The 1,433-nt window shown below is 67.4% G+C and carries 3 protein-coding genes; 2 read left to right on the forward strand and 1 reads right to left on the reverse strand.

The window, feature by feature from the left end; genetic code table 11:
* The first annotated feature begins 151 nt into the window (after window positions 1-151).
* Window positions 152-415 carry a hypothetical protein gene (locus tag ADK54_RS43335; protein ID WP_199826949.1) on the forward strand — a complete coding sequence of 88 codons (264 nt, stop codon included), beginning with the start codon at window positions 152-154 and terminating at the stop codon, window positions 413-415.
* 75 nt (window positions 416-490) lie between these two features.
* Here ADK54_RS43335 and ADK54_RS13495 read toward each other — a convergent pair whose 3' ends face one another.
* Window positions 491-1,090: a TetR/AcrR family transcriptional regulator gene (locus ADK54_RS13495; protein WP_053725859.1), complete on the reverse strand. Its 600-nt coding sequence runs from the start codon at window positions 1,088-1,090 to the stop codon at window positions 491-493.
* Between the two features lie 116 nt (window positions 1,091-1,206).
* Here ADK54_RS13495 and ADK54_RS47475 point away from each other — a divergent pair.
* The coding region (locus ADK54_RS47475; protein WP_053725860.1) for a hypothetical protein at window positions 1,207-1,433 on the forward strand (227 nt) is incomplete at its 3' end.

Consider the following 1,433-nt stretch of genomic DNA (forward strand, 5'->3'; position numbering starts at 1 on the left):
GGCCCTCGAGTACATGCCGCAAGCGGCCGTGGCAGGAACGATGAGAACGCGGCCGACGAAGTGAGACCAAGCCACCTGACCGAGACAAAAGGCCCCGCCCGGCACGCGAAAGGAAAACCTTGCCCGTGAAGCCCAGGTCAGCCACGCCACCGTGCACCGCGCCCACGACGTGCTGACGCAGTGGAACGCCAAGGTCGCAAGCCCCGTGCTGCGTACCCTGGGCGAGGTCGCCCGCGACGAAACGATCGCGGGATTGCACAGCCGCCTTCGGGAAGCGAATACGCAAGTGAGTCAAGTGCAAGGCAAGCTGGACGCGCTGGCAGCAGTAACTGCAAACCTCTACCACGAGAACCTCGCGCTCAAGCGCAGACTTGGCAGTGAGCGCAGGCTGTCACCCTTGCCAGACCAGGTCTGACCGAGGAACTCCCGGGCTACCCGGTGCCCCCGGACGACCTGGGCCTAGAGGGCGAGAGCGCCGAGTTCGGGAGCGTCAGAGGGGGCGGAGGGCGGTGAGTCTTCGGTGCAGGGCGGCGCGGGCCGTGGTCGGGGTCTGGCGGGAGAGCAGGAGCTGCATGTTCAGACCGTCGGCGTAGGTGATCAGGAATTCCGCTTCTGATCCGGCGTCCAGGTCGTCGGCCAGTTGGCCGGCGTCCTGGGCGACGCGGATCAGCAGGGTGATCAGCTCGGCCAGGCCCTCGTACTGTTCGCGCTGCACGGCGGCGAGCTTGGGGTCGACGGCCGCCTGGGCCGAGAAGGCCAGCCAGACCCTGGCCTCCGCGCGGCCCTGTTCGTCGGTGGGGCAGATGCCGAGGAGCGTCTGTTCCAGGATCGTGAGCGTCGACCCGGGGTCGTCAGAGTCGGCGATCTGGGCCTGGATGCGGGCGGTGACCTGCTGGTTCATGTGCTCCAGTGCGTAGAGGAGCATGTCCTGCTTGGTGCGGAAGCAGCGTTGCGCCGCCCCCATGGAGACGCCCGCCCTCGCGGCGACGTCGCGCAGGGTCGCGGCTTCGAGGCCGCGTTCGGCGATGAGCTCGAAGACGCCCTGGGCGATCTGTCGGCGTCGGCCCTCGTGGTCCACCTGTCTTGGCATGGCCGGGAGTCTACGGGATCTGATGCGCTTGCATCAGTACGGTGTTACGGTCATACCGATGCGATCGCATCAGAACGATGGAATCCTTTGATCCTTTGGGGAAGGTGGACGTACCGATGACTTCGGGGCGGGCAGTGAGCAGGTCGGGCGGGCAGACGGCGTTGTGGATCGTCGGGACGCTCTTCTTCGTGCAGGGCTTTGGTTCGGCCCTTACGGAGCGGGTGTGGGACACCAGCTTCGGAGTCGCTGCGCTGCTGCGGGAGGCGGGGGTGCCGGCGGCTTCGGACTGGGTGGTCGGAGGGCTGGGGGCTGTGATGTTGGTGGGGGCGGCGGTGCTGCGGAG

Origin of the sequence: Streptomyces sp. WM6378, from assembly GCF_001279695.1 — a bacterium.
Classification (GTDB): Bacteria; Actinomycetota; Actinomycetes; order Streptomycetales; family Streptomycetaceae; genus Streptomyces.

Excerpts from the sequence above, each read along its gene's own strand:
- ADK54_RS13495 (WP_053725859.1), bottom strand. The coding sequence starts at position 1,090 with ATGCCAAGACAGGTGGACCACGAGGGCCGACGCCGACAGATCGCCCAG.